Here is a 17614-nt window from a genome sequence, read left to right on the forward strand (position 1 = left end):
GTATTCATTAGAATTGCTTCATGAACCTTGAGCACCTAAAAGCGCTGGTGGCTGTTATTGACGAAGGCACGTTCGAGGCCGCGGCGGACCTGCTCGGCATTACGCCGTCCGCGGTGAGCCAGCGGATCAAGGCCCTGGAAGCTTCGACAGGCCAGGTGCTGGTGCGCCGACGGCTACCGTGTACGGCTACCGACGCCGGTGCCCTGCTGCTGCGGATGGCCCGCCAGGTGCAGGTGCTGGAGGCGGAAACCTCGGCAGCCCTGGGCTCCGGGTCGTCTGCCCGGGCCCACCTGCCGGTGGCCGTCAACGCGGATTCGCTGGCCACCTGGTTTGTCCCGGTCCTGCACCAGGCCGCCGGGTGGGAGGACTCGGCCCTGGATCTCCACGTGGAGGACCAGGGATACAGCAGCCAGCTGCTCCGCGACGGCGAGGTGATGGGCGCGGTGACCTCGGATCCTGTCCCGGTGAGCGGATGCAGGGTGGAACTCCTGGGGTCCATGCGGTACGTCCCGGTAGCCTCCCCCCGGTTGCGCCGCAGATTTGCCACCATGGGCAGCGTGGACTGGGCGGCGATGCCGGTCCTGAAATTCAACACGAAAGACAACCTGCAGCAGCAGCTTCTTACCGGGAAGAGTGTGCGGCAGCTCCCTCCCACGCATACCGTCCCTTCGTCCCAGGGATTCCTGGCGGCCGTCAAAGCCGGCCTGGGCTGGGGAATGATTCCGGAGCTCCAGCTCACGGATGAGCTGGAATCCGGCGCCCTGGTCCGGCTCGAAAACGGTGCCCCTCAGGACGTGGCCCTCTACTGGCAGGCCTGGACCCTAGACTCGGAACGGCTCAACCGGATCACCGCCGCAGTCCGCGTGGCCGCCGAAGACCGGTTGCGGCCCGGAGCTGCCCGGGAGGCTAGCGGCCCAAGTAGGGCAGGATATAGACGGCAAAAATGACGAAGGCCGCCAGCAGGGCAAGCTTCCCTCCGCTGGTACCGCCGTGCTGCTGCGCTTTGCCGTTCCGGCCGCGGCGCGCCGATCCTGCCGACGCCCCTGTCCGCGGTCCTGCCGGCGTTCCTGCCCTCTGCAGTCCGGGCTGTCCGGCCTTCGTCCCCTTTGGGGGCAGGGCACGCCCCGCGGGGTGACGCGACGCGCTTTGGCTGCGGCCCGTGCCGTCGGCGGACCCGGGCTTCTCCCGCGGAGTTGCTGCAGGGCCCCGGGGCGGCAGCGCCCCGGCCGGGCGGACCACGGTTCCGGGGCGCACGCTGCGCAGGGCGGTGATGCCGGGCTCCTGCTCATGGGTGAGCTGCTGGCCCAGGTGCGCGTACAGGCCCACGACCGTTTGCTGGTCGAGCACTGCCGGCAGCGCCTCGATGGCCCCCACCACCCGCTGGGAACCCGCCACGGCAACGTCTGAGTCCGTCACCCCAAAAAGGTCCGGCTGCGAGGCCATGCAGATGAGTGGACGCACCAGGCGGCGGTGCGGCGGGGCCAGAACCGAGGCCACGGCAGCGCACTGGGCCAGGGCACCTTCCACTGCCTGGGTCCGCGCGAACCGGCCCTGCCACAGTACGCCGGAGGCCACCCGCACCTCGCCGGTCCAGTTCTTCGAATCAACCACCACCACACCGCCGGGGCCCACCAGGACGTGGTCAAGGTTCGCTTTGGGCCGGCCGGGCCAGTGGACATCGTGCAGCACATACCAGCCGCGCGGGACCAGTTCGCTGAGTTTGTCGGCCACCACCCGCTCCCCCACGGCGCCGGTATCCCACGCCTTCGTGGAACGTTCGGCCTGGTCGAGTTGGCGCTTCAGCCTCGCAACGCGCTCGGCAGCCAGCCTGGACTGCTCCGCTGCCCCGTCTCCTGCCCCCATTGGACGTCCCCGTTTCCTTGCCGCACAGGACGGCGCCGGCGGCCCGCCGTCGTCCGTTTCCTGCGGTTGTTTTCCTGGATTTTTTTGAAAGGTAGCAGGGCGCCAAAGGGCCGGTATATAGGTACTTTCCGGCCCTGTACTCAGGTGGACTACTTGGTTGACGGCGTCATGGCGTGTCACAGGGTCCGGATTTTGGGCGGGTCGTTTGGACTCCTGCCAGCTTCTGGCATGCTGGAGCCATGGCTAGCCGCGCGGGCACAGTTGCCCAACCCCAGGACCTTGTTGACATCACTGCGCTCCTTGACGCGTATTACGACGTTGCGCCGGACCTGGGGGACCCCGGCCAGCGCGTAGTGTTCGGCACCTCGGGGCACCGGGGTTCCAGCCTCAAGGCGTCGTTTAACGAACAGCACATCGTGGCCATCACCCAGGCAATCGTGGAATACCGCGCGGCGCAGGGTGTCACCGGCCCGCTGTTCCTGGCCAAGGACACCCACGCACTGAGCGAGCCCGCGCAGAACTCCGCCCTGGAGGTGCTCGCCGCCAACGGCGTCCAGGTCCTCGTCGATGCCAGGCACGGCTATACCCCCACCCCGGCACTGAGCCATGCCATCCTCACCTACAACCGGAAAGCTGCGCCGGGAGCCCCGCAGGCAGACGGCATCGTGGTGACTCCCAGCCACAACCCGCCGGGTGACGGCGGTTTCAAGTACAACCCGCCGCACGGCGGCCCGGCGGACTCCGACGCCACCGGCTGGATCGCCAACCGGGCCAACGAACTGCTTGAGAACGGCCTTCGCGGTGTGAAGCGGATCCCGCTGGCCGACGCCCAGGCCGCGGACAGCACCGGCAAGTTCGATTTTCTGAGCAGCTATGTGGACGACCTTCCGTCCGTCCTGAACCTGGACGCCATCCGCAATGCCGGGGTCCGGATCGGTGCCGACCCCATGGGTGGCGCGTCCGTGGACTACTGGGGCGAGATCGGCGAGCGCCACCACCTGGACCTCACCGTGGTGAACCCCACGGTGGACCCGCAGTGGGCCTTCATGACCCTGGACTGGGACGAAAAGATCCGCATGGACTGCTCCTCGCCGTCGGCCATGGCGTCGCTGATCCAGCGCATGGCGGACGCCGCTTCGTCCGGCCAGCCCGCCTTTGATGTGGCCACGGGCAACGACGCCGACGCCGACCGGCACGGCATCGTCACCCCCGATGGCGGGCTCATGAATCCCAACCACTACCTGGCCGTCGCCATCGACTACCTCTACCGCAACCGCAGCGGCTGGAACCCGGCCTCGGTGGTCGGCAAGACCCTGGTGTCCTCCTCGATCATCGACCGCGTGGCCGAAAGCCTGGGCCGGAAGCTGGTGGAGGTCCCGGTGGGCTTCAAGTGGTTCGTGCCCGGCCTGCTCTCCGGTGAGGGCGCGTTCGGCGGCGAGGAATCCGCCGGGGCGTCCTTCAACAAGCTGGACGGCAGCGTGTGGACCACGGACAAGGACGGCATCCTGCTGGCCCTGCTGGCCTCCGAGATCACCGCGGTCACCGGCAAGTCCCCGTCCCAGCTGTACAAGGGCCTGACGGACCAGTTCGGCGCCCCGGTCTACGCCCGGATCGACGCCGCCGCCACGCGCGAGCAGAAGGCGGCACTTGGCAAGCTGTCGCCGTCGGACGTCACGGCCACGGAACTGGCGGGCGAGACGATCACTGCCAAGCTCACCGAAGCCCCCGGCAACGGCGCGCCCATCGGCGGCCTGAAGGTGGTGACCGAGAACGCCTGGTTCGCGGCCCGCCCGTCCGGCACGGAGGACGTTTACAAGATCTACGCCGAGTCCTTCAAGGGCGAGGAGCACCTGAAGCAGGTGCAGGCGGAGGCCAAGGCGCTGGTGGACAGCGTCATCGCCTAGCGTCCGCCCTCACGGCTCCACAGCCGGAGGACACGCCTGATGGTGTGGTCGCCGCCTGGAGCCATATCCACCAGGGCGATGCGGTCAAGCACGACGGCGTCGCCCTGGCGGAGTCGCTTTCCGCCGGGCCCCGACGGGGCTTGGTGGGCGCCGGCCTGGTGGGAGACGTGCGGCCGGTAGCCGGACAACGTGTGGTGCGGTGTGAGGATCGTGCCGCCTGCGTCCGCCACCACCTGCACCAGCCGCTCATGCAGTTCCTGCAGTGCGGGGTGCGGTTCCACCAGATTGACGGGGACAGATCCGTTGCGGCCAAAAGCTGCGTCCGCCCCGACCGTGAGCATGGTGCCGAGCGCTGCCGCGGCCGGCGGGTCCGCTAAGCCGGCGATGCTTTCGGCGACGTCCGCACCGTCTGTACTGCCGGCGTCGAACCTCACAAGGGTGATGTGCAGCGGCCACTCCGTCCGCGGAAAAACCTGGCAATCAGCCACCGGCTCCACGAACACCACGAAGATCAGGTTCCGCATCGGCATACGCCCAGTCTCCCACCTGCCCCTTTAAACACCGATGCTCCATCACTTATGGTCGCCATTCGGGCTGAATAAGGACCAAAAGTGATGGAGCATCAGGGGGTTAGACGGTGCGGACGGCCTCGTCGTAGGAGAACTTGGGCTTGGCCTCGCCCCAGGCGTCCTGACCGGGCTGGCCGATGTTGACCACCAGGAAGCTCTTCTGGTTGCCGGCGGGGAAGAAGGCGGCATCGATCGCGTCGAAGTCAGCGCCGGTCATGGGGCCGGCGGCGAAACCGAGCGAGCGGACTGCCAGGATGAAGTAGCCGGCCTGGAGGTGTGCATTGTTGTTGCCGGTGGCAGCGGCCAGGGCGGGGTCGGCGTCGTACATGGCCTTGGGGGCGTTGTAGCCGGGCAGGAACTCATCCCACTTGCCGGCCCAGTCGGTGTCGAAGCTGAGGATGGCCACGAGCGGAGCCGACGCCGTCTTGGCCTGGTTGCCGCGGGACAGCGCGTCCACCAGGGTGGCGCGGGCTTCGGGTGAGCGGACGTAGGTGACGCGCAACGGCTGGGAGTTGAAGGCGGTGGGGCCGAACTTGGTGAGCTCGTAAATAGCCTGGGCCTGCTCCTCGGTCACCTCGCCGGTGAACGAGTTGGCAGTGCGGGCCTGGGCGAAGATGGCGTCCACGGCTGCCGAATCGATAACCGCTTCTTCATGGGCAATGGTCAATGACTTACCTTTCGCTGCGCCGCCCGTCTGCCGGGGTGGCCTCTGATGCTTTCCATAGTTGCAACTTCAACTGCTTTCCTCCTCTTCCCGTGACGCCGGGTGACCTTGGCCACAGCGGCCCGGCACAAAAACTTGGCGGTATTCTGGAGCCAGTTGATCTTCGCCCCCTCGCGGCACCCCTGAAAGGCATTCCTTCCCATGAGCATGCTCGGAATCAAATGGAAGCTGCACGGCACCGGCAAAACCATCAAGCCCGGCCAGGTGGTGGCCCCGGATGAGCGTCTGGCATGGCCCCTGACCATCGGCGTGGGCATGCAGCACGTGGTGGCCATGTTCGGCGCCACCTTCCTGGTTCCCATCATCACCGGGATGCCGCCCGCCACCACGCTGTTCTTCTCGGGGATCGGCACGCTGCTGTTCCTGGTGGTCACCAAGGGCCGGGTGCCCAGCTACCTTGGCTCGAGCTTTGCCTTCATCGCGCCCATCACCGCCTCGCAGGCGCAGTTCGGCATCCCCGGCGCCCTGGGCGGCGTCGTGCTGGCCGGCGCCACCCTGGCCCTGGTGGGTGCCGTAGTGCAGAAGTTCGGCGCGGGCTGGATCAACCGGCTGATGCCGCCCATCGTCACCGGCGCCATCGTGGCGCTGATCGGCCTGAACCTTGCCCCGGCGGCCAAGCAGAACTTCGACGCCGGCCCCATCACCGCCCTCGTCACACTGGCCACCATCATCCTGGTCAGCGTCCTGTTCCGCGGGATCCTGGGCCGGCTCAGCATCCTGGTGGGCGTGGTGGTGGGCTATCTGGTGGCCATGCTCCGCGGCGAGGTGAAATACGACAAGATGGACGCTGCAGCCTGGGTGGGCCTGCCGCATTTCCAGACCCCCGAGTTCCACATCGGCGTCCTGGGCCTGTTTGTCCCGGTGGTCCTGGTCCTGGTGGCGGAGAACATCGGCCACGTGAAGTCCGTTGCCGCGATGACGGGGCATAACCTCGACGGCGTCTCCGGACGTGCGCTGATGGCTGACGGTGCGGCCACCGTGCTGGCCGGCTTCGGCGGCGGATCGGGCACCACCACCTACGCGGAGAACATCGGCGTCATGGCCGCCACCAAGGTGTATTCGACGGCGGCCTACTGGGTGGCGGGCATGTTCGCCATCCTGCTCAGCTTCTCGCCGAAGTTCGGCGAACTGATCGCCACCGTCCCGGCCGGTGTGCTGGGCGGCGCCGCCACCATGCTGTACGGCATGATCGGCATCCTGGGCGTGAAGATCTGGGTGCAGAACAAGGTGAATTTTTCCAACCCGGTCAACCTGACCACCGCCGCCGTCGCCCTCATCATCGGCATCGCCGACTACACGTGGACCATCGGTGACCTGAAGTTCACCGGGATTGCCCTGGGTTCCGCCGCCGCCCTGGTGATCTACCACGGCATGAAGGCCATTGCGAAGGCACGCGGAACGGTGGCCGAACCCGAAACCGAACAGGGCGTGCTGCCGCCCGCGGCCAAGGCCGCCATGAAGGCCGCGGCGAAGCGTTCACCTAAAAAGCGCTAAGCCACCCTCCCGGTTCCCAGGCCCGGGTCCATTCCCGGCTGTGGCTCATAGCCGGCGACAGGGCCTGGCGTCCTGGCTGCCGGGTGTCCGGGCGGGAAGGGACCGGGACGGCCGAGACCGGAGACCGGTCCAGGCTGCGGCCTCTTCGCCGCCAATTCGTCGTCGCCCGGGTGCGGCCGTATCTGCCTCAGCACCCACGGCACGAAGTACTGCTTCGCCCAGACGAGGTCCTCGGCCCGGGCCTGCGTCCACCCATGGGCCGGCAGTGGCCGGGGCTGCAGCGGCTTGAGCGTGTGAGGTACGCCCAGGGCGTTGAGGGTGGCCACGGCCACCGAGTGATGGCCCAGCGGGGACAGGTGCAGCCGGTCCAGATCCCACATCAGGGCATGATGCAGCTCCGGCAGGCACCAGAGGTCAACCATGATGGCACCGTGGCGGGCCCCGATCCTGTGGAGATGTTCGTTGTAGATCGCCACGCGCCCGCGGATCTTGCCGAACACCGGCGTGTTGCCCCAGTCGGGACCGGCGTACAGCAGCACGGTGGCACCGGTTGCAGCCAGGATGCCCACGGCCTCGTCGATTTTTTCTGCGAGCTTGTCCGGGTCGCCGTGGCGGAAAATGATGTCATTGCCGCCGCCGGACATGGCGATCAGGTCGGGTTTCAGCGCCAGGGCCGGTGCCAGCTGCCCGTCAAGGATCTGCCGCAGCAGCAAGCCGCGAATGGCCAGGTTGGCATAGGCGAAGTCCTGCTGGCCTTCGGCCAGCTCCTCTGCAACCCGGTCCGCCCAGCCCCGGAGCCCGCCCAGGCTGTGCGGTTCGGGGTCGCCAATTCCTTCCGTGTAGGAGTCCCCCAGCGCAACGAACCGGCGCCAGGGGTGCCTGCCCAGTCCTTCCGTGATTAACCGCAGCTCCTGCTTCTCGACGGTCATGCCGTCCTCCCTTCCGCAGCGGGCGGGGGTTCCGTCCCCGCCGCAGCGTCCTCGCGGGGCGACGTTCCGGTTGGAAAGTCGCGCCCCGCCGCCGACGGCCGCGGGAGTTCCGCGACGCCGTCGTACGTTTCCTGCCGCAGCCCGGAAGGCTGCCCCGGGCCGCGGATGCCGCCGGGCACCACGACGCTGAGTGCGGCCTCCCGGAGGTCCAGTTCGTGGTGCAGCGCCTGGGTCTGCAGGAACCGCAGCGCGCCCTCCCGGGTGAGTCCGTATTCGTTCATCAGGCTGCGGACAGCGAGGTCCACCAGGACCAGGGAACTTTGGACGACGGCGAGACCCGCCGTTGTTTCCGCGCGCTCGGCCACCCGGAGCACAACATGCAGGGCCCGCGCCACCTGGCGGGAATAGCTTTGGCTGCGCACCAGGTCGTCACTGGTGAAGGCGTGAGGCGACGGCGCGTAAAGATTGATGGCGGCACTGGTCCCGCCTTCGGTGAGGATGGGGACAGAGAGCAGGGACTGCACGCCGTGGCCCGCTGCCACACTGGAATACCCTGGCCAGCGCCGGTCGCGGCTGAGGTCGGAAACCAGGACAAGCTCGCCGCTGCGCAGGGCTTCCATGAGGGGCCCGTCGGCAAACGAGCACTGTTCCCGGTTGGCCTCGCCGGCCTGCTCGGTGCTGGCCGCAATGGTGCGCCCCACGCCACGGCGGATCAGGGTGGCGGCCCAGCCGATGCCGCGGTGTTCACCCTTGATGTCCACCATCAGGTCATAGGTGACTTCCCAGAGGTAGCCTTCGACATCCTTGCTGTCGAAAACCGGCTCCGGGGAAACTGGAAGCGGTCCCCAGCCAACCTGCTCCGTGGGATCAGCGGCCATGCTCCAGCCCTGCTATCGGTGCTCCGGGCCCACTGCAAAACCTTTGCTCTAAGAATACGACCCCTCACCGCCTTAGTGGGGAAAGTCGGCGAAACAAGGGGGATTCGCCGGCTGTGCGACGGGCGGCGCGCCGGTGTCCCTTCCGCCGGCCCCCGTGCGCAGTAGCATCGGGAGAAGGGAACGCCGAATACTCCCTGTTGGCTTGGGTACCTGTCCTTGAGCAAGGGGCCTTGGGAGCATCCATGCCAGCACGGAAACGAGCAATGGAAAGAGGAGCTTTATGCGGGAGCCGGGCACCAGCGAGCACACTTCGGAAGCGGATGCAGCCGCGGGCAATGGGGAAGTGGGCGCTGCGGAGCCGCCAGCGGAACTGGACGTCAATTTTGACGAGCAGTTCTTCGCGGCCAGGCCGAAGGCTTTGCGGCCCATCGCTCGCCGGCGCCAGTTCGTAGGCAGCAGGCCGTCTTTCGAGTTCGACGGGCGGAACGCGGCCTACGTGGACTGGCTCCGCAACCAGGCCATGCTCGGGGACGCGAATACCTTGGCACGGCAGCTGTCCGGCCAGGCCAGCATGTGGCAAAACTCGTACGCCCATCCCAACCCGCGGGCCGCCGTCGAACGCGCCTCCGTGTGGTTCACCGCCTACCCGCTGTCCTTCATTACCCCCACCGGCCAGTCATTCCTTTCCGCCCTGGGCGATCCGGCCATGTGGAAAGCCTTCAGCGAAATCGGAATCCGCGGGATCCACACCGGGCCCGTGAAGCTTGCCGGCGGCATCAGCGGCTGGTCCCACACGCCCAGCGTGGACGGGCACTTCGACCGCATCAGCATGGCGATCGATCCGGTCTTCGGCACCGAGGACGAGTTCCGCCGGATGTGCGAGGTGGCCGCTGAGCACGATGGCACCGTGATTGACGACATCGTCCCGGGCCACACCGGCAAGGGCGCGGACTTCCGCCTGGCCGAAATGAATTTCCGGGACTATCCCGGGATCTACCACATGATTGACATCCCGGAGGAGGACTGGCACCTGCTCCCCGACGTCCCCGAGGGGGCGGACTCGGTTAACCTCAGCCCCGACTCCGAGCAGGCACTGCAGAAGGCCGGCTACATCATCGGCAGGCTGCAGCGCGTCATCTTCTACGAGCCCGGGGTGAAGGAGACCAACTGGAGCGCCACCCGGCCCATCGTGGACACCACCGGCAAGACCCGCCGCTGGGTCTACCTGCACTATTTCAAGGCAGGGCAGCCCTCCATTAACTGGCTGGACCCCACCTTCGCGGGAATGCGGCTGGTGGTGGGCGATGCCCTGCATTCGCTGGTGGACCTGGGCACGGGAGCCCTGCGCCTGGATGCCAACGGGTTCCTGGGCGTGGAGAAGAGCGCCGAGGAACAGCCCGGATGGTCCGAAGGCCACCCGGTGTCCGAGGCCGCCAACCAGCTCATCGGGTCCATGATCCGCAAAGTGGGCGGGTTCTCCTTCCAGGAGCTGAACCTGACCATTGACGACATCAAGGCAACCTCCGAAGCAGGCCCGGACCTGTCCTACGACTTCATCACCAGGCCTGCTTACCACTACGCCCTGGTCACGGCCGATACCGAGTTCCTGCGGCTGACCCTCCGCCTGTCGATGGAAATCGGCGTGGACCAGGCCTCGCTGGTGCATGCACTGCAGAACCATGACGAGCTCACCTACGAGCTGCTGCACTTCGCCGCGGGGCACCGGGACGAGATCTTCGAGCTCAACGGCGAGGAACTCACAGGCGCGCAGCTGACCGAACAGGTCCAGCAGACCCTGCGGGAGCGGCTGACCGGTGAAAACGGGCCGTACAACGCCGTCTTCACCACCAACGGCATTGCCTGCACCTCGGTGAGCTTCATCATGGCCGCCCTGGGCATCAAGGACCCCTCCGCCGTAACCGCGGAGCAGGAAGTCCAGATCCGGGACGTCCACCTGCTGTTGGCGATGTACAACGCCCTGCAGCCGGGCGTCTTTGCCCTTTCCGGCTGGGACCTCGCGGGCATCCTGGCCCTGGACCGGAGCAGCGTCCGGGAACTCACCTCGCAGGGCGATACCCGGTGGATCAACCGCGGCGCCCACGACCTCATGGGAACCAGCCCGGACGCCACTACCTCGTCATCCGGGATGCCGAGGGCCCGCAGCCTGTACGGGCCGCTTCCGGAACAGCTGCAGGACCCCGACTCGTTTGCGCGCCGGCTGCAGCGGATCCTCACCGTGCGAGAAGAAAACGGGATCGCCACCGGTACGCTGCTTGACGTCCCGCAAGTTTCCAACCGTGGAGCACTGGTGCTGGTCAACCGGTTGAAGGACGGCGCCCTGCAGGTCACCGTGCTCAATTTCTCCGGACAGGACATCTCCGGCAGCATCCAGTCCAACGAGCTGCCGTCCGGCGCCAACGTCAGGGACCTGTTCAGCGGCGAAACCGTGGGGCAGGTGGACGACCTCCACAGTTTCTTCCTGGAGCTGCCGGCCTACGGCGGAACTGCCCTGTTGCTGACCGAAGCGCCGGAGCCGGACGCGGAAGCGTAAACCCAGGCGCGGGGTGGGGGGGTGGCACCGGGACAGCCCGGCGTCACCCCGCGACGGCGCCTGCCAGCGTCTCTTCAATGACGGCCGGCGAGAGGACGTACTGGGTGACCAGCTGGCTCGCCCCGAGGACGGCCGCCTGGCCGCCTGCCCGGGAAACGTTGATGCGAAGGTGCGACGTAGCCAGGGGCGGGGAGCGCCGGTACACCACCTCGCGGATACCGGCCACCAGGTGCTCCCCCGTCTCACCGACACTGCCGCCCACCACAATCACGGAGGGATTGAGCAGGTTGACCACCGTGGCCAGCACCTCACCGACGTCCCGGCCGGCCTGCCGCAACGCCTGAATGGCCTGCAGGTTGCCGTCGGCGGCGAGCCGGAGCACGTCCGCGCCCTTTTCCACGTCCAGTCCCTGCTCCCGCATTGAACGCACGACGGCGGGCCCGGACGCCAGCGCCTCCAGGCACCCATAGTTTCCACAGGCGCACAGGACATCCGCACCGCGCGCCACCTGGACGTGCCCCAGGTCGCCCGCCGTGCCGTTGGCGCCGCGCTGGAGTTCCCCGTTGCTGATGATGCCGGAGCCGATGCCGGTGGCCACCTTCACGAAGAAGAAGTTGTTGTGCTCGGGCCAATGGGCGGACTGCTCCCCCAGCGCCATGATGTTCACGTCGTTGTCCACCAGGACGTGGACGGGCAGGGACCGCTGGACGTAGCTGACCACGTCGAACCCGTCCCAGCCCGGCATGATGGGCGGCTTGACCGGCTTGCCGGTGTCGTGTTCCACCGGTCCGGGCAGTCCGATGCCAATCCCGGCCAGTTCCGCGACGCTTCGTCCGGTGGACGCCAGCAGCTCCTTGCCCTGCGCCACCACCTGGTCCAGCACCGCTTCCGGCCCGTCAGCCACCAGCTGCGCCAGCCGGTGTTCGGCCAGGATCTTCCCGCCGAGGTCCGTGACCGCGACGATGACGTGTGTGGCCCCCACATCCACGGCCAACACCAGGCGGGCGGACGGGTTGAAGGCAAAGCGCGACGGCGGCCTGCCGCCACTGGAGAGCGCCTCGCCTGCGGGGCCCACCAGCCCGGACAGCATCAGCGCGTCGATCCGCGAGGCGACGGTGGAACGGGCCAGCCCCGTGCTCAGGGCAAGCTCGGCCCGCGTGCGGGCCCGGCCGTCACGCAGCAGCTGGAAAAGGTCCCCGGCCCGCGACAGGCTGCCGACGTCCGAGTCTTTTCCGGCCTGCCTGCCCGTCACTGAAGTCATGTCTAAGTCATAACACTCTTACTTAGTGCTGTCATCACAGCAGAAGAATGACGCGCAACGAACAACTTTTGCTTGACGTGTGTCAAAAGTAGTTCTACGTTGTGATTCAAGGCACATCCGCGGATCCGATGATAAACATCACCCGCAGTGATCCTCCCGGTAGTCCAGAGTCCGCTTACAAAGAGGTAATTGAACTTGTCCCACCATGCAGCGCCAGCAGACCGGCCCCTCGGCGTCGGCATCCTCGGTGCCGGACCGGTCACCCAGGCCATCCACCTCCCGGCCCTGGCCCGCCTCCAGGACTTCCTGGAGGTACGGCACATCATGGACGTGGACGCCGCCGTGGCCTCTTCGGTGGCGGCGCGCGTCGGTGCAACGTCGAGCACCAGCATGGACGCCCTGCTGCGCGATCAGGACGTGGACATCGTGGCAATCTGCAGCCCCCACCAGTTCCACGCCGACCAGGTCATCGCCGCCTGCAGGGCCGGCAAGAAAGCAGTCCTCTGCGAAAAGCCCTTCGCGATGAACGGGGAGGAAGCCGCGCGCATCTCGGCGGTCAGCACCGAAACCGGCGTGCCGATCGTCGTGGGGGCCATGCACACGTTCGATCCCGCCTGGCTCGAGGCGGAACGGAACTGGGCTGACCTTCCGGAACACGTGCACACCATCCGCTCCTCCATCGTCCTGCCGCCCAACGCCCGCTTCGAGGACTTCGCCACGGAAATCGTCACCCGACCCGCCGCCGGCCAGCCCGACTACTCGGACATCGAGGTCATCAAAAGCGCCCTCCGGGGCGGGATCATGGGCCTGGCCATCCACGACCTGCCCCTGGTCCGCCGGTTTGCCCCCGACTTCGCTGACATCGAAGTCCTCCAGGCGCTCCACGTCCGCCCGTTCGGGTACGCAGTCTCGCTTCGCACCCCCACCCGCGCCATCGAACTGCGCGCCGTCATGAACAGCACCTGGAAGCCGGAATGGACCTTCGAGGCCATCGCCGACGATTCCGCACTGCGTATCGACTTCACGCCGTCCTACGTCCAGGCAGGCTCCGCCGTCGCCACCTTCTCCCGCGGCAATGGCAGCGAAACCACCACGTTCGGACCGTACGGCCACAACGGCTACGAGGGCGAGTGGCGCGAACTGGCGGAGCTGGCCAGGGGAACCCGCCAGGCGCCCTCCCCCCAAACCTTGATCGACGACCTCACCTTCGCCCTGGCGATCGCGGACGCAACGGTCCAAAACGCCGCCGACAATGCAGGAGTTTCGGCATGAGCGGCCAGTACACCGTGTGCGCAACCCCCGCCGCCCGGGAAGCCGGGGCGGTCACACAGACCATTGCTTCCCTGCCCGCAACCTTCGGCCCTGCGCCGGAGAACCAGCCGGGCGCCGCCGACGTGGTGGTGGTCGCGGGCGGACCCGGCTGGACCGCCGAGGCCCGTGACGCCGTCGCCGCAGGTGTCCGGGGCCTGGTCGTGGCCAACCCTGTTCCCGAGGACACCAGGGAACTGGCCGCCGCGGCAGACGCCGCAGGTACCGCCGTCGTCCTGGACCTCCGCTGGGCCTCCAACCCCGCGCTGGTGGGCGAAAGCACCGACCCCGACGCCCGCGACGCCCTGCGCAGTGCCGTGGGCACTGCGTCACTGCTGGACAGTGTTGCGACGGCGGCTCCCGGCACCGACCCGCAGCGGCTCCTGGGCGAGCACCTCGCCGCGCTGCTGGCGGTTACCGGACCGCTCGACGGCGGGCGCATCCTCCGCAGCGGCGCCGCCGGGTACACGGTGAGCGGCAGGCTGGCCAACGGCGCCCCGTTCACCGCCCAGGGCCTGCTGACCGCCGCCCGGCCCGCCGGCGTCGATATCCGCCTCTACACCACCGACGGCGGAGTGGCCGTCCAGGTTCCCGATCCGGACGCCGCCTGGCCGGCAGAAGTCCGGATCACCGGGGCCCACGGCGAACTCTTGCTTCCCACGCTTTATGAATCCGCCCACCGGTCTGCGTGGCGGCGCCTGAAGGACCATCTTGGCGCCGGCACTCGGCCGGACGATCTGGCCGGGTTCGCCCGGCTGACCGACCTCTACGCAACCCTCGCTGCCACGTAACCAACCCACCGATACGCAACCGAACAAGCAGTCCAGTCCCACCTTCACTCTCAACGATGAGCAGGACCGCACCAACGGCGCTTAGCGCAGGACGGTCCCGAAAGGACACATCATGAACGCAACTCCTGAACAGCGCCGCTCCTTCTCACGGCGCGGTTTCCTTGGCCTGACAGCTGCCGCTGCTTCCGTGCCGCTGCTTGCCGCTTGCGGCGGCGGCTCCGCCAGCCAGGGCGGCGGCGGAGGTACGGGCGGCACCGTCAAGTTCTGGGATATGCCCTGGGCAACGCCCGCGTACAACGACGCCGCCAAGGGCATCGCGGAAGGTTTCTCGGGTGCCAACGGTGCCAAGGCGAGCTACCAGATCATCCAGTGGAACAACTTCTACCAGACCTTCTCCTCCGCGATCGCCTCAAAGACGGGCCCGGCTGTCTCCACGGGCGGCGGCTTCCAGGCGTTCCAGTTCGAGCAGCAGGGCCAGATCGCGTATGCGGACAAAGTGATCGAGAAGCTGAAGTCGAACGGCCAGTTCGACGACTTCCTCCCTGGCGTGCTGGATCCGTTCAAGTCGGACAAGGGCTACGTGGCGGTCCCCTGGCAGCTGGACATGCGCGTCTTCTGGTACCGCAAGTCGCTGTTTGAGAAGGCAAACGTCGCCCTGCCCACGGACTGGCCGTCTCTGCTGGAAGCAGGCAAGGCCCTGAAGAAGGTGGGCGCGTTCGGCTTCACTACCGGCGCGGGCGCGGGCAACAACTACGCCAACCACTCCATGATCATGATGATGGTCAATAACGGCGGCGGCGTCTTCAACAAGGACGGCGAGCTGGACCTGCTGAACGACCGCAACGTCGAGGCCATGGAGTTCGTCCTGGAGCTTGTGTCCAACGGCATCGTCGATCCCGCCGCGGTCAGCTACACCACGGACAACATGTCGGCGCAGTGGAAGGACGGGAAGGCAGGCTACGGCCTGTTCCAGGTGAACGTCCCGCAGCGCGTTGGCGACACCTCGGGCGACCTCCTGGTGGCTGATCCCATCAAGGGTCCGCACGGGGACAAGGCCACCATCGTCTTCCCCAACAACATCATGATGTACACCAACACCCCGTCCCAGGAGGCGTCGGAGGAATTCCTGGTGTACTACCTGGGCCAGCTCAAGCAGCTGTGGCAGAAGAAGCTGATGTCCGCCCTCCCGGTCTTCAAGTCCATCACGGAGATCCCCGAGTTCGCGGACGACCCCAACAACGTCAAGATCGTCAAGGACTGGCAGCCCATCGCCAAGACCTTCGCCGCCCAGGGCAGCAAGCTCAACGCCAACCTCGCCGCCCTCGACGGCGGACAGGCCCTGAACCAGTTCAGCCAGACAATCATCACCGGGAAGGCAGACGCCAAGACAGCGCTGCAGACCTTCCAGTCCGGCCTCGAATCCGTCCTGAAGAAGTAAGCGCCCGCCATGTCCTCCACCACTGCCCAGTCCGGGCTGTCCCGGGCCCGCCGCGGGGTTGCCCCCGGCGGGTCCGGGACCGGCGCCGGCAAACGCAAGAGCAAGCTCTCCGCGCAGACCACCAGGACGTTCTTCTGGCTCCTGCTCCCCTCCGTGGTCCTGCTTGTCCTGATCCACGGCTACCCGTTGATCTACGCGGCCGTCCAGGCCACCCACGACGGAAACCTGCTCCAGACCGGCAACTTCGTGGGCGGAGAGAACTTCGCCACTGTCCTGACCTCCCCGGCGTTCTGGAAAGCCGCCCAGTTCACGCTCTGGTTCACCATCGTGGGCGTCTTCGGATCCTGGCTCGTCGGGCTTGGCCTGGCCCTGCTCCTGCGCACCAGGATCCCGGGCGCCGGCACCTTCAAGGTCCTGCTGCTCCTGCCCTGGGTGGTGCCGATCGTGGTGTCCTCCACCGCCTGGAACTGGCTGGTGGCCACCCCGGACAGCCTTATCCCGTCGCTGTTCCGCAACCTCGGCATGGGCACCCCGCTGTTCCTGGCGGACCCCAACCTCGCCTCCATCACCGTCATGGTGTTCAAGGTCTGGGTCAGCTTCCCCTTCATGATGATGATGATCTCCGCCGCCCTGGCGTCGGTGGACACCACCGTTTATGAGGCGGCCAGCATGGACGGGGCCAGCCGCTGGCAGCAGTTCACCCAAATCACGCTGCCGCTGATTGCCCGCTCCACCTACATCAGCTGGATCCTGATGACCATCTTCTGCGTCAACGACTTCCCCACCATCTACCTGCTCACTGGTGGTGGACCGGTCAACGCCACCACCTCCCTGGTGGTCCTGGCCTACCGGACCGTCTTCCAGGACTTCGCCACCGGCCCCGGCGTGGCCATCGCCTTCCTCATGACCATGACCCTGGTGGTCATCTCGGTCATCCTGTACCGCCAGATCCGAAAGTCGAGCGTCGAATAATGAGCGCAGTACTGCACGCCCATCCCGAATCCGGCCCCACGCTCGGCATCGAGGCCGGCAAACGCCGCCCGGTCCTCTCCGAGGCCGGCCAGCGCGGCCGCTGGTGGCGCTTCGCCGCGATCCTCATCATCACCGGGATCGTGCTGGTTCCCATCATGGTCACCGTGCTGCTGGCTGTCACGCCCGGGCCCAACAGCACCGCCACCGGCCTGACCTTGGAGAACCTCAGCAACGTGTTCTCCAAGACGCTCGCCGCCACATGGCTGAAGAACAGCCTGGTCACCACGCTCTCCACCGTTGTGGTCTCAGTGGCTGTGGCCGCGCCCGCAGGCTACGTCCTCTCCCGGGGCCGCAGCAAGGCGGTTTCCGGATACTCGCTGCTGCTGTTCGTCATGCAGTCCCTGCCCATCATCACCTCGGTGGTGCCGCTGTTCATCCTGTTCGCCGGCATGGGCCTGGTGGACAACCTCCTGGGCCTGACCATCATCTACGTCGGCTCCACCATGACGGTTGCCACCTGGATGATGGCAGCGTACTTCGACTCCATCCCCATCAGCCTGGAGGAGGCATCCTGGATTGACGGCTGCTCCGTTTTCGGGTCCTTCACCAAGGTGGTCCTCCGGAATTCCCTCCCGGGCGTCCTCTCCACCGCGATCTTTGCCTTCCTCCTGGCCTGGAACGACTACCTGGTGGCCATCGTGTTCCTGCGCTCGAATGAAATCTTCACCCTTCCCATGGGCGTGCAGTCCTTCTTCCAGCAGAATGCGACGGACTGGACCTCCGTCATGGCCCTGGCCGTGGTCATGATGCTCCCGCCCGTCATCGTCTTCGCCACCCTGAACAAGTACTTCAGCGTCGGCGGCATCGGCGGCTCGCTCGCCGGCCGCTGACCCCAGCCCTCAACGATCCACGACAGAACCGCTAAGGAAACC

Annotated in this window: 15 protein-coding genes; 9 read left to right on the forward strand and 6 right to left on the reverse strand. The window is 67.0% G+C overall.

The genetic code is table 11. The annotated features are described in order from the left end of the window. Nucleotides 1-20 precede the first annotated feature (20 nt). Nucleotides 21-947 carry a LysR family transcriptional regulator ArgP gene (locus QFZ57_RS03965; RefSeq protein ID WP_306898136.1) on the forward strand — a complete coding sequence of 309 codons (927 nt, stop codon included), beginning with the start codon at nt 21-23 and terminating at the stop codon, nt 945-947. On the opposite strand, the gene QFZ57_RS03970 is transcribed toward QFZ57_RS03965, so the two are convergent. Next, nucleotides 907-1863 carry a nuclease-related domain-containing protein gene (locus QFZ57_RS03970; protein ID WP_306898139.1) on the reverse strand — a complete coding sequence of 319 codons (957 nt, stop codon included), beginning with the start codon at nt 1861-1863 and terminating at the stop codon, nt 907-909. The genes QFZ57_RS03965 and QFZ57_RS03970 overlap by 41 nt on opposite strands. 239 nt (nt 1864-2102) lie before the next feature. Between QFZ57_RS03970 and pgm the strand changes: the two genes are divergently transcribed. Further along, on the forward strand, nt 2103-3767 hold the full coding sequence (gene pgm / locus QFZ57_RS03975) for a phosphoglucomutase (alpha-D-glucose-1,6-bisphosphate-dependent) (protein WP_306629159.1): 1665 nt from the start codon (nt 2103-2105) through the stop codon (nt 3765-3767). Here pgm and QFZ57_RS03980 read toward each other — a convergent pair. Both QFZ57_RS03980 and QFZ57_RS03985 read right to left on the reverse strand, forming a co-directional pair. Further along, nucleotides 3764-4291, reverse strand: a complete 528-nt coding sequence (locus tag QFZ57_RS03980) for a 2'-5' RNA ligase family protein (protein ID WP_306901528.1) — start codon at nt 4289-4291, stop codon at nt 3764-3766. The two genes, pgm and QFZ57_RS03980, sit on opposite strands and share 4 nt — an antisense overlap. 106 nt (nt 4292-4397) lie before the next feature. Next, nucleotides 4398-5003 (reverse strand): malonic semialdehyde reductase, encoded by a 606-nt coding sequence (locus QFZ57_RS03985; RefSeq protein WP_306898141.1) that lies wholly within the window; start codon nt 5001-5003, stop codon nt 4398-4400. Nucleotides 5004-5201: 198 nt separating this feature from the next. Between QFZ57_RS03985 and QFZ57_RS03990 the strand changes: the two genes are divergently transcribed. Continuing rightward, on the forward strand, nt 5202-6554 hold the full coding sequence (locus tag QFZ57_RS03990) for a uracil-xanthine permease family protein (RefSeq protein ID WP_306898143.1): 1353 nt from the start codon (nt 5202-5204) through the stop codon (nt 6552-6554). Here QFZ57_RS03990 and QFZ57_RS03995 read toward each other — a convergent pair. Next, nucleotides 6551-7483: a GDSL-type esterase/lipase family protein gene (locus QFZ57_RS03995; RefSeq protein WP_306629162.1), complete on the reverse strand. Its 933-nt coding sequence runs from the start codon at nt 7481-7483 to the stop codon at nt 6551-6553. The two genes, QFZ57_RS03990 and QFZ57_RS03995, sit on opposite strands and share 4 nt — an antisense overlap. Beyond that, nucleotides 7480-8361 (reverse strand): GAF domain-containing protein, encoded by an 882-nt coding sequence (locus tag QFZ57_RS04000; RefSeq protein WP_306629163.1) that lies wholly within the window; start codon nt 8359-8361, stop codon nt 7480-7482. The genes QFZ57_RS03995 and QFZ57_RS04000 overlap by 4 nt, the downstream gene beginning before the upstream one ends. Nucleotides 8362-8641: 280 nt before the next feature. Between QFZ57_RS04000 and treS the strand changes: the two genes are divergently transcribed. Continuing rightward, complete coding sequence (gene treS / locus QFZ57_RS04005) at nt 8642-10912, forward strand: maltose alpha-D-glucosyltransferase (protein ID WP_306898146.1); 2271 nt, start codon at nt 8642-8644, stop codon at nt 10910-10912. Between the two features lie 43 nt (nt 10913-10955). Here the strand turns inward: treS and QFZ57_RS04010 are convergent, their stop codons facing one another. After that, nucleotides 10956-12173 carry an ROK family transcriptional regulator gene (locus QFZ57_RS04010; RefSeq protein WP_306898148.1) on the reverse strand — a complete coding sequence of 406 codons (1218 nt, stop codon included), beginning with the start codon at nt 12171-12173 and terminating at the stop codon, nt 10956-10958. 189 nt (nt 12174-12362) lie between these two features. Between QFZ57_RS04010 and QFZ57_RS04015 the strand changes: the two genes are divergently transcribed. From QFZ57_RS04015 to QFZ57_RS04035, 5 genes are all read left to right on the forward strand, one after another. After that, nucleotides 12363-13445 (forward strand): Gfo/Idh/MocA family protein, encoded by a 1083-nt coding sequence (locus QFZ57_RS04015; protein WP_306898150.1) that lies wholly within the window; start codon nt 12363-12365, stop codon nt 13443-13445. Next, on the forward strand, nt 13442-14272 hold the full coding sequence (locus tag QFZ57_RS04020; RefSeq protein WP_306898152.1) for a hypothetical protein: 831 nt from the start codon (nt 13442-13444) through the stop codon (nt 14270-14272). The genes QFZ57_RS04015 and QFZ57_RS04020 overlap by 4 nt, the downstream gene beginning before the upstream one ends. Before the next feature lie 112 nt (nt 14273-14384). Next, nucleotides 14385-15710 (forward strand): ABC transporter substrate-binding protein, encoded by a 1326-nt coding sequence (locus QFZ57_RS04025; RefSeq protein ID WP_306898154.1) that lies wholly within the window; start codon nt 14385-14387, stop codon nt 15708-15710. A gap of 9 nt (nt 15711-15719) precedes the next feature. Then, entirely contained in the window at nt 15720-16682 is a 963-nt protein-coding gene (locus tag QFZ57_RS04030) for a carbohydrate ABC transporter permease (RefSeq protein ID WP_306898156.1), read from the forward strand. Further along, nucleotides 16682-17572: a carbohydrate ABC transporter permease gene (locus tag QFZ57_RS04035; RefSeq protein ID WP_306898158.1), complete on the forward strand. Its 891-nt coding sequence runs from the start codon at nt 16682-16684 to the stop codon at nt 17570-17572. The genes QFZ57_RS04030 and QFZ57_RS04035 overlap by 1 nt, the downstream gene beginning before the upstream one ends. Nucleotides 17573-17614 lie beyond the last annotated feature (42 nt).

The organism is Arthrobacter sp. B1I2 (assembly GCF_030816485.1).
Classification (GTDB): Bacteria; Actinomycetota; Actinomycetes; order Actinomycetales; family Micrococcaceae; genus Arthrobacter.

What these genes read in the sequence shown, in the direction of transcription:
- QFZ57_RS04010 (WP_306898148.1), bottom strand. Translation starts at nt 12,173, where the DNA reads ATGACTTCAGTGACGGGCAGGCAGGCCGGAAAAGACTCGGACGTCGGC.
- QFZ57_RS04000 (WP_306629163.1), bottom strand. Translation starts at nt 8,361, where the DNA reads ATGGCCGCTGATCCCACGGAGCAGGTTGGCTGGGGACCGCTTCCAGTT.
- treS (WP_306898146.1), top strand. Translation starts at nt 8,642, where the DNA reads ATGCGGGAGCCGGGCACCAGCGAGCACACTTCGGAAGCGGATGCAGCC.
- QFZ57_RS03965 (WP_306898136.1), top strand. Translation starts at nt 21, where the DNA reads ATGAACCTTGAGCACCTAAAAGCGCTGGTGGCTGTTATTGACGAAGGC.
- QFZ57_RS03970 (WP_306898139.1), bottom strand. Translation starts at nt 1,863, where the DNA reads ATGGGGGCAGGAGACGGGGCAGCGGAGCAGTCCAGGCTGGCTGCCGAG.
- QFZ57_RS03980 (WP_306901528.1), bottom strand. Translation starts at nt 4,291, where the DNA reads ATGCGGAACCTGATCTTCGTGGTGTTCGTGGAGCCGGTGGCTGATTGC.
- QFZ57_RS04025 (WP_306898154.1), top strand. Translation starts at nt 14,385, where the DNA reads ATGAACGCAACTCCTGAACAGCGCCGCTCCTTCTCACGGCGCGGTTTC.
- QFZ57_RS04030 (WP_306898156.1), top strand. Translation starts at nt 15,720, where the DNA reads ATGTCCTCCACCACTGCCCAGTCCGGGCTGTCCCGGGCCCGCCGCGGG.
- QFZ57_RS04020 (WP_306898152.1), top strand. Translation starts at nt 13,442, where the DNA reads ATGAGCGGCCAGTACACCGTGTGCGCAACCCCCGCCGCCCGGGAAGCC.
- pgm (WP_306629159.1), top strand. Translation starts at nt 2,103, where the DNA reads ATGGCTAGCCGCGCGGGCACAGTTGCCCAACCCCAGGACCTTGTTGAC.
- QFZ57_RS04035 (WP_306898158.1), top strand. Translation starts at nt 16,682, where the DNA reads ATGAGCGCAGTACTGCACGCCCATCCCGAATCCGGCCCCACGCTCGGC.
- QFZ57_RS03995 (WP_306629162.1), bottom strand. Translation starts at nt 7,483, where the DNA reads ATGACCGTCGAGAAGCAGGAGCTGCGGTTAATCACGGAAGGACTGGGC.
- QFZ57_RS03990 (WP_306898143.1), top strand. Translation starts at nt 5,202, where the DNA reads ATGAGCATGCTCGGAATCAAATGGAAGCTGCACGGCACCGGCAAAACC.